Annotated in this window: 8 protein-coding genes; 4 read left to right on the top strand and 4 right to left on the bottom strand. The window is 68.4% G+C overall.

Translation table 11 applies throughout. The features are described from left to right. The 4 genes from G3N61_RS36190 to G3N61_RS36175 all read left to right on the top strand — a co-directional run. A partial coding sequence (locus G3N61_RS36190; RefSeq protein ID WP_205821665.1) for an ABC transporter permease subunit occupies positions 1-752 on the top strand: 752 nt, incomplete at its 5' end. Positions 753-868: 116 nt separating this feature from the next. Then, positions 869-2,446: a DUF3138 family protein gene (locus tag G3N61_RS36185; protein WP_043184618.1), complete on the top strand. Its 1,578-nt coding sequence runs from the start codon at positions 869-871 to the stop codon at positions 2,444-2,446. A 110-nt stretch (positions 2,447-2,556) separates the two neighbouring features. Next, positions 2,557-3,861 (top strand): FAD-binding oxidoreductase, encoded by a 1,305-nt coding sequence (locus tag G3N61_RS36180; protein WP_205824784.1) that lies wholly within the window; start codon positions 2,557-2,559, stop codon positions 3,859-3,861. Positions 3,862-3,886: 25 nt separating this feature from the next. Continuing rightward, positions 3,887-5,188, top strand: coding sequence for an FAD-binding oxidoreductase (locus tag G3N61_RS36175; RefSeq protein ID WP_205824783.1), 1,302 nt, complete (start codon positions 3,887-3,889; stop codon positions 5,186-5,188). A 76-nt stretch (positions 5,189-5,264) separates the two neighbouring features. Here the strand turns inward: G3N61_RS36175 and gor are convergent, their stop codons facing one another. From gor to G3N61_RS36155, 4 genes are all read right to left on the bottom strand, one after another. Continuing rightward, a complete protein-coding gene (gor, locus tag G3N61_RS36170) occupies positions 5,265-6,623 on the bottom strand; it encodes a glutathione-disulfide reductase (RefSeq protein WP_043184623.1) in 1,359 nt (452 codons plus the stop codon). A gap of 243 nt (positions 6,624-6,866) precedes the next feature. Beyond that, positions 6,867-7,091, bottom strand: a complete 225-nt coding sequence (locus G3N61_RS36165; RefSeq protein ID WP_043185162.1) for a hypothetical protein — start codon at positions 7,089-7,091, stop codon at positions 6,867-6,869. A 375-nt stretch (positions 7,092-7,466) separates the two neighbouring features. Continuing rightward, positions 7,467-8,588, bottom strand: coding sequence for a porin (locus G3N61_RS36160; protein ID WP_043184625.1), 1,122 nt, complete (start codon positions 8,586-8,588; stop codon positions 7,467-7,469). 322 nt (positions 8,589-8,910) lie between these two features. Next, positions 8,911-9,612 (bottom strand): YoaK family protein, encoded by a 702-nt coding sequence (locus tag G3N61_RS36155; protein WP_089451496.1) that lies wholly within the window; start codon positions 9,610-9,612, stop codon positions 8,911-8,913. Positions 9,613-9,705: the final 93 nt, after the last annotated feature.

Raw genomic sequence — 9,705 nt, 5'->3', positions numbered from 1 at the left:
ACTCGTTCAACGAGTCGAAGCTGGTGACGGTGTGGTCGGGCTTCTCGCTGAAGTGGTACTCGGCGCTGCTGGACGACGACGAGCTGCTGACCGCCGCATGGCTGTCGCTGAAGATCGGCCTGCTGACCGCGACCGCGTCGGTCGTGATCGGCACGTGGGCAGGCTTCGTGCTCGCGCGCTTCGGCCGCTTCAAGGGCTTCACGCTGTACACGGGGATGATCAACGCGCCGCTGGTGATTCCGGAAGTGATCCAGGGCATCTCGTTGCTGCTGCTGTTCGTGGCGCTGGAGCAGATGTTCGGCTGGCCGAAGGGCCGCGGGATGGTGACGATCTGGATCGGCCACGTGATGCTGTGCGTGTCGTACGTGGCGATCATCGTGCAGTCGCGCGTGAAGGAGATGAACAAGTCGCTCGAAGAGGCGGCGCTCGATCTGGGCGCGACGCCGCTGAAGGTGTTCTTCGTGGTGACGCTGCCGCTGATCTCGCAGGCGCTGCTGTCGGGGTGGCTGCTGTCGTTCACGCTGTCGATCGACGATCTGGTGCTGTCGGCGTTCCTGTCCGGGCCGGGCTCGACGACGCTGCCGCTGGTGGTGTTCTCGCGTGTGCGGCTGGGGCTGAACCCGGAGATGAACGCACTGGCGACGCTGTTCATCACGGCCGTGACGATCGGCGTGATTGTCGTGAACCGGATGATGATCGCGCGTGAACGGCGCCGCATGGCCGACATGAAGGCGGCGTTCGCGGTGGCGTGACGCCCCGCTACCCGCGTCAAATATAACAAGGACTGCAGACAAGCAAGACGCGCTGCCCCAGGGGGGGCGCGCGATTCGATCCCGATTTGACAGGCGCACGACAAGGAGAATCCGCAATGAAGAAGAAACTGATCTGCCTGCTGGTGGCCGGCGCGTTGCCGGGCATCGCGCTGGCCGACTCGACATCCGCCGAGATCAAGGCGCTGCAGGCGCAGGTCACGGCGCTGCAGAAGCAGATGAAGGCGATGCAGGCACAACTGTCGGCCAAGGGCGGCACCGCCACCGCCCAGGCCGGCACGAAGGCAGGGGCTGGCGCCGCGCCGGTCGCGGTGGCCGTCGATCCGAGCTCGCCGGACTATGGCAAGGCACAGGCCACGCTGACCAACGACGAGGTCGGCGAAATGAAGCAGCAGATCGCGAACCAGCAACTGAAGGTCGACTCGCTGACCGATGCGGCCAACACGGGCCCGCTCGCCGGCCTGTCGGTCACGGGCTACATCGATCCGACCTACATCTACAACCGCGCGCCCGGCACGTCGTCGTTCCTGTTCGCGAACCACGAGAACGCGTACAACTACTTCAACAGCACGTTCGGCGATCTCTACCTCGACATCAAGAAGACCTTCGGCGTCGGCCCGATGGCGCCGTCGGCGGAAATCACGCTGATGCCGAACCGCGGCAACGGCATCACGCTGCTGCAGAACTCGCGCGGCTCGATCACCGACAACCTGCTGAACACGGCGGTCGTCAACGTGCCGATCACCGCCGAGACGACGCTGGTCGCCGGCCTGATCCCGAGCTTCGGCGGCTACGAGGTGCAGCAGTCGAACCAGATGCTCACGCTCACGCACAACCTGCTGTACGATTTCTCGGATCCGGGCAGCTACGTCGGTATCGGCGCGAACTACACGAAGGGCAACTGGGCGTGGAAGTTCTTCCTCGGCAACGAGCAGTACCGCACGTACGGTTCGGTCACGACGACGGGCACCAACGCGCTCGGCGATCCGATCACCACCAGCAACAAGGTGCCGACCTTCACCGCACGCGCGGACTACACGTGGTCGAGTGCGCTCGATCTCGGCGGTTCGTTCAACATCGGCCGCCAGACGCTCTCGAGCGCGATCGATGCGAACGGCGTCGTCCACTACGGCCCGGGCGGCGCGGCGCCGAGTGCGTACGGTTCGTTCTTCTTCGGCGAACTCGACGCGACCTACACGCTCGCCGACATTCAGTACAACGCGGAAGTCGACTACGGCCGTCAGCAGCATGCGGCGTTCAACGGCGGGCTCGCGCAGTGGTACGGCCTGTCGCTGCTCGCGCACCGCAAGTTCAACGCACCGGTGGTCGGCCGCATGGGCGTGACGCTGCGCTATGACCTGCTCGCCAACTCGAAGAACGGCGGCGGCGGTGGCGGCATCGCGCTGAACGGCAACGGGATGGATCCGAGCAACGGCTTCGGCGTCGACGCGGACTGCCTCGCGCAGTCGAAGGCCGGCGGCGGCCTGGGCTTCGAGTGCAAGGGGGCGGTACGCCAGGATGTCGCGCTCGACCTGCTGTTCTATCCGACCCAGCAGATCACCGTGAAGGTCGAATACCGCCACGACTGGGCGAACAACAAGGTGTTCCTGCGCAACGACGGGTCGTACGGCAAGTCCAACGATCTGCTCGCGACGCAGTTCATCTATTCGTTCTGACGCGGGGCGCGCGGGACGCCGTGCCGCGCGCACGGCGTCCCGCGCCGTTTTACCGTCCGGATGACGGTGCGCGATGCACCGCCGCCGGCTGCAACGAGGGAGTCGGATTCATGACGCAGTCTTTCACCCGCCGCGCCGATGCGCTCGCGCGCGACTCGTACTACGAAGCGACGGCCGAACGCCCCGCCGTGGACGACCCGTCGCTCGACGGGACGATCGACGTCGACGTCTGCGTGATCGGCGCCGGCTTCGCCGGCCTGTCGACGGCGCTCGACTGCCGCGCACGCGGGCTGTCCGTCGCGGTGATCGATGCGCACCGGCCCGGCTGGGGCGCGTCGGGCCGCAACGGCGGCCAGGCGATCACCGGCTTCGCGAAGGACGAGGAGATCGAACGGCAGCTCGGCGCCGGCGGCGCACGCGCCGCGTGGTCGCTGTCGCTCGACGGCGTCGCGCTGATCGCCGAGCGGATCGCGCGCTACGGAATCGACTGCGATTTCACGCGCGGCTACCTGACGGTCGCGACGAAGCCGCGCCGCATCGACGACCTGCACGCGTGGATGGACGCCGCGACGTCACGCTGGGGCCATCCGTCGCTCGCGTGGCTCGAACCCGCCGAAATCCGCACGCGCATCGCGTCGACACGCTATCTGGCCGGCGTGCACGATCCGCTGTCGGGCCACCTGCATCCGCTCAAGTACTGCCTCGGCCTCGCCGATGCCGCGCGGCGCGAGGGCGTCGCGCTGTACGCGCATACGCCCGCGCTCGATGTCGTGCGCGGTGCGCGGCCCGTCGTGCGCACGCCGTCGGGCGACGTGCGCTGCCGCTTCGTCGTGTCGTGCTGCAACGCGGGCCCCGGCGGCGTGCTGCCGGCCGCGACGGCCGCGCGCATCGCGCCGATCGCGTCGTACATCATCGCGACCGAGCCGCTCGGCCAGGCACGCGCCGACGCGCTGATCGCGCAACGCGAAGCCGTGTGCGACAACAACTTCTTCCTCGACTATTTCCGGCTGTCGGCCGACCACCGGATGCTGTTCGGCGGTCGCGCGAATTCAGCCGGCGCGTCGCCCGCCACGCTCGCCGAAACGATCCGGCGCCGCATGGTCGGCGTGTTCCCGCAGCTCGGCGACGTGCGCGTCGACCACGCGTGGGGCGGCTTCGTCGACGTCACGCGCAACCGCGCGCCGGATTTCGGCGCGCTCGATCCGAACTTCTTCTACGTCCAGGGCTTCAGCGGGCACGGCGTCGCGCTCACCGGCATCGCCGGGCGCGCGGTCGCCGGCGCGATCGCGGGCGACACGCGCGCGTTCGACCTGTTCTCGCGCATCCGTCACCGGCGTTTCCCCGGCGGCGACGCCTGGCGGCAACCCGCGCTCGAACTCGGGATGCTGTACCACCGCGTGCGCGAGCTGTTCTGAGCCCACTTTCTCCGCTCTCCTGATCATGCAGACATTCGCCAACCAGCCGCACGTCGCGTCCTACTACGCGGCGACCGCCAACGATACGACCCGCCACGCGCCGCTCGCCGGCACGATCGACGCCGACGTGTGCGTGATCGGCGCGGGCCTCACGGGCCTGTCCGCCGCGCTCAACCTCGCCGAGCGCGGCCATTCGGTGACCGTGCTCGAAGCGTCGCGGGTCGGATGGGCGGCGAGCGGCCGCAACGGCGGCCAGCTGATCGGCGGGTTTGCGTGCGACATCGACACGTTCGGGCAATTCATGCCGGAAGGCGACGTGAAGCGCATCTGGGACATGGGGCTCGAAACGCTGGCGCTCGTGAAGTCGCGCATCGCCAGGCACGACATCGACTGCGCGCTGGTGCCCGGCTACCTGACCGCCGCGAACACCGAGCGCGACGCCGATTCGCTGAAACGCTGGCGCGACGAGGCCGCGAAGCGCTTCGGCTACGACCGCCTCCACTTCGTCGAAGCCGACGAACTCGGCGACTACGTGCAGTCGGCCCGCTATTGCGGCGGGCTGTACGACCCCGACAGCGGCCACCTCCATCCGCTCAACTACACGCTCGGCCTCGCCCGCGCGGCGACCGATGCGGGCGTGCGGATCCACGAGGACAGCTGCGTGACGCGCGTGCGCGACGTCGCGGGCGGCCATGTCGTCGAGACGAGCGGCGGCAACGTGCGCGCGCGCTTCGTCGTGCTCGCGTGCAATACCTTCGTCGGCACGCTCGCGCCCGCGCTGGCGAAGAAGATCATGCCGGTCGGCACCTACGTGATCGCGACCGAGCCGCTCGGCGACGCGCGCGCCGCCGCGCTGATGCCCGCACGCGCGGCGATCTGCGACAGCCGCTTCGTGCTCGACTATTTCCGGCCGGCGCCCGACACGCGGCTCGTATGGGGCGGCAAGGTCAGCTATTCGACGCGGGAGCCGCGCGATCTCGCGGCGGCGATGCGCGCGGACATGCTGAAGACGTTCCCGCAGCTCGCGGACGTGAAGGTCGAGTACGCATGGGGCGGCTTCGTCGACATCACGATGAACCGTGCGCCGCACTTCGGCCGCATCGCGCCGACGATGTATTTCGCGCAGGGGTTCTCGGGGCACGGCGTGAACACCACCGCGCTCGCGGGCAAGCTGATCGCCGAGGCGATCGACGGCCAGGCGAGCCGCTTCGACCTGTTCGACAAGATCCGCCATCGCGACTTCCCGGGCGGCGAGGCATTGCGCACGCCGGCGCTGGTGCTCGCGATGAGCTGGTACCGGCTGCTCGACGCGTTCGGCGTGCATTGAGCAACGGCCACATCGACGAAAAACGGCTGCGCCGAAACGCAGCCGTTCCTTGCCGCCGCGCGCCGACGCGCTCTCGCTAGTCGGCCACCTTCTGCCGCATCGTCACGAACTCCTCGGCCGCGGTCGGATGGATGCCGATCGTGTCGTCGAACTGCGCCTTCGTGGCGCCCGCGCGAATCGCGATCGCGATGCCCTGGATGATCTCGCCCGCATCGCGGCCGACCATGTGCGCGCCGACCACGCGCTGGCTGTCGCGCGCGACGACGAGCTTCATCAGCGTGCGCTCGTCGCGGCCCGACAGCGTATGGCGCAGCGCCTTGAACGACGTGCGGTAGATATCGACGTCGCCGTCGTACAGGTCGCGCGCGGTCGCTTCGGTGAGGCCGACCGTCGCGACTTCGGGCTGGCTGAACACCGCCGACGGCACCCATTCGTGATCGGCCGCGACGCGCGACCCGCCGAACAGCGTGCGGGCGAGCAGCCCGCCGTCGCGCGTCGCCACCGGCGTGAGCTGCGGCCGCGACGTGACGTCGCCGATCGCATGGATCGACGGCACCGACGTCGCCGAATACGCATCGACGGCAATCGCGCCGCGCGCATCGAGCGCCACGCCCGCCTGTTCGAGTCCGAGCCCGTCGACGTTCGGCACGCGGCCGGTCGCATAAAGCACTTCATCGTACGGCCCGTGCCGCGCATCGCCGACGCGCACGCTCAGCGTGCCGTCATCCGCGCGCTCGATCGACTCGACCACCGAGCGCGCGTGGATCGCGACGCCCTGCTTCGTCATCTCGTCGGTCAGGAACTGGCGCACGTCGTCGTCGAAGCCGCGCAGGATCTTCTCGCCGCGATAGAACAGGTCGACGTGGCTGCCTAAGCCATTGAAGATGCCCGCGAACTCGACCGCGATATAGCCGCCGCCGACCACCGCGATGCGTTTGGGCAGCGCGGCGAGCGACAGCGCCTCGCGCGACGTGATCGCGTGCTCGATGCCGGGCCGCGCCGGGTGCGACGGCCGCGAGCCGGTCGCGATCGCGATGTGGCGCGCGCGGATCGTGCGTTCGCCGATCGCGACCGTGTGCGCGTCGACGAGCGTCGCGCGGCCGGCATGCATCTCGACGCCCGATTGCCGCAGCAGGTTGATGTAGATGTCGCTGAGCCGGTTGATCTCGCGATCCTTCGCGGCAATCAGCGCGGGCCAGTCGAGCGTGCCGGCGCCGAAGGTCCAGCCGAAGCCCTTCGCGTCCTCGACTTCGTGCGGGTAGTGCGATGCGTAGACGAGCAGCTTCTTCGGGATGCAGCCGCGCAGCACGCAGGTGCCGCCGATCTGCTCCTCTTCCGCTATGCCGACACGCGCGCCGTATGACGCGGACATGCGCGCGAGCCGCACGCCGCCCGAGCCGGCGCCGATGACGAACAGGTCGTAGTCGAAATCCATCGCATTCCCTCATCGCAGTTCGGATGAAGGCACGATAGCAAGATTCCGGCATTCGTGCGGCGCACGGTGCAGCCGGGAGCGCGCCCAATAAAAAACGGCGAGAGACGTTGCCTCTCGCCGATCAACCCAGCTGCCGGGTGTGCCATGCGTCACCGATCGACCGCATGCCCGACGGCCGGCTGCGCGGCACCGGTCCGCCCGGGCGCGCGAAGGGCGCGCCCGCGGCCGGACCAGCCGCCATGCTCAGGCCTGCGACGTGTCGCTGCCGTCCGTCGCCTGCGTGTCGTCTGCCTGCTGCGGCTGCTCTTCCTTCTTCTCGAGCATGCCTTCGATCGCTTCCGCACCCTTGAAGCCGGCGACGGCTGCCGCCGCCTTGGTCAGCAGGCCCGCATCCGGATCCAGCTTTTCCGCGCCTTCGACAGCTGCGACTGCGCCAGCGATTTCACCCACGGTGTTCAGGATACCCATCGTCATCCCCTTTCAAGAAAATCGTGAGCGCATCGTCCCACGAAAAAAACCGGCGGACCGCGATTGTCATCACCGGATACACAAGTTACGCACCAGGCCGGCCGCACTCGCCGAGCGCGACCGGAACGACGCACGCGCGCGCCTCACGGCACGCAACGGGCGATGCACGCAGCGTAGCGGAAAGCCTGCGCGCGTACTGTAAAAGTATGTTCTGGATTGCCGACGGATCCCTTACGGCGTGGGACTCTCGTGATGAAGCATTCGCCGAATAGTCGTGCGCGCGTATGAAGGTCGCGTGACGAAAAAAAAGAGGCGCCTCGCGGCGCCCCTTCGATGCATGCCGGACGACTGCCGGCGCGTGCGCTCCGACGTTCGTCAGAAGATATTGCGCAGGCCGATCGCGATGCCGGTCTGGTTGCTGCGACCCGGCAGCTCGACGTTCGCCGCGCCGCTCGTCTTGTTGAAGTCGACGGTGCCGTAAACTTCCGTGCGCTTGCTGAGCGCGTACTCGGCGATGCCGACGACCGCGTAGCGGTTGCCGCTCGCGAGCGTGCCGTTGGTGGTCATCGCATTGCGCATATGGTCGTAGTAGAACGCGCCCGTCAGCGTCAGCGGCGCGCTGACCTGCCAGCTCACGCCGGCGAACGGACCGTCGTCGATCCGGCCGGTGCCCTTCGCGACCGGAATCGACTGCTGCGCGAGCAGGCTGTCGACGAAGCCCGTGTCGTCCTTCGAGCGCAGGTAGCCCGCGTAGATCTTCGCCTTGCTGAACGCATACACGACGTTCGCGTGGTAGATCGTCTGCTTGCGCGCCGAGTTGTCGCTGTTCTGCTGCGCGCCGGCTGCGATGCTCAGCGGACCCATCACGTACGACAGCGACACGCCCCACGCATTGCCCTTGCCGAGCGAACCCGGGATCTGGCCCGAGAAGCCGCCGGCGCCGGTCGATTCGTAGTTGGTGCCGGTCGAGTACATCGCCTTCGCGGTCAGCCCTTCGAACTTGCCCGTGTACTTGATCTGGTTGTCCGCATACAGGCCGCCGCCGAGTGCGACCGGCAGCCACGCGTTTTCGAGGTAGTTACCGACCGTCAGCGGATCGTAGGTGTCCGACAGCAGGTCGAACAGCGGCGTCTTCTGGCGGCCGAGGGTCACCGTGCCGTACGGGCTCTGCAGGCCGACGTACGCTGCGCGGTTGAACAGGCGGCCGCTGTCGGCGAATGCGCCGTTCTGCAGGTTCACGCCGCTTTCGAGGTTGAACACGGCCTTCAGGCCGCCGCCGAGGTCTTCCGTGCCGTAGATGCCGAAGCGGCTGTTGGTGATCGCGCCGTTGGTCATCGACAGCAGGCCGTCGTTCTTGGCGTTGGCGTTGGTCAGGTAGCGGATGCTGGCGTCGGCGACGCCCCACAGCGTGACCGAGCTTTGTGCGGCCGCGTACTGGCTGGCGAATGCGAGCGCGGCGCCCCCTGCGATGGCTGCGAGTCGGGTGGTCTGCTTCATGAGCTTTCCTTTTTGTAGGTGTCTCCATTCATGGCCGGCCGCGTGCGCAGCCGGGTGGCGATCGCTCACGTTCTTGGCGCGCGCGATGTGGGCTGAATCATATGACGAGTGCAATCGCTGAAAGAAATTGAAATGCGCGGTAACGGCGGAACTGTCGCCCGCGCACAACGCTGCGCGTGCGAGGCTTGCCCGGCGGGCGTCGGGTGCCGCGCAGCAGCATTCGGCCACGCGGCTTACGGTGCGTCGGGTCTGTAAGACTCATCCCGCGGGCGCGGGGAAACAGGCAGGGGGCCGGGAGCGCCGGCGGGATGCCCCGCTGCCGTTACGCCGCGGCCGGCGGCTCGCCGGGCGTCGCGCGGCGACGCCACGCACGCCGCACGATTTCCGCGAACGCGCCAACGAGCAGCAGCACGGCGCCCCACAGCGCGACGTCCGGCACGAGCCGCGTCACGAGGCCGCCGACCACCGCGCCGGCCAGGAAGCAGAAGCTGATCGTCGCGAGCAGCGCCGAGTCGTGCAGCGCGCCCGCGTCGTAGCGCGGGATCAGCCCGACGAACAGCTTCTGCGCGGCGCGCCGCAGGTTGCCGGTCGTCATCACCGACGTGTACGACAGCTCCTCGAGATGGGTGAACGACAGCGTCTGCAGCGTCGCGACGAACGAAATCCCCGGAATCAGCCAGGCGCTCGACGCGCCGACGAGGCCGCTCGCGGCGACGCCGAGAAAGGCGATCTCGACGAGCAGGCTCGTGAACGCCGTGTGCCGCATCCAGCCGCGCTGTGCGGCGAGGCCGAGCAGGTGCGCGACGAACACCGCGACCACGAAGCCGCCGAGCGGCGGCACGTGATGCAGCGCGGCGGCCCATTCGCCGGCCGACAGGTTGATGCCGAGCAGCGCGACGTTGCCGGTCATCGTGTTCGCGAACACGTGGCCGTGGCCGACATACGTGTACGCGTCGAGGTAGCCGCCGGACAGCGTCAGCAACGCGGCGACAGTGAGATTGCGGCTGGCGCCGTCGAGATCCATCGAGCCTCCCGTGGTGCGCGCCGCCCGGCCGCGCGCGGCGGGCGGTGCGAAGTTCAGTCCTGCCGGCCGGCGCGAACGCCGCCGGCGCTGCGC

Source organism: Burkholderia sp. Ac-20349 (genome assembly GCF_017104865.1).
Lineage (GTDB): Bacteria > Pseudomonadota > Gammaproteobacteria > Burkholderiales > Burkholderiaceae > Burkholderia > Burkholderia aenigmatica.
Note: the sequence above shows the minus strand (reverse complement) of the source record. Positions and strands in the feature narration are given on the sequence as shown.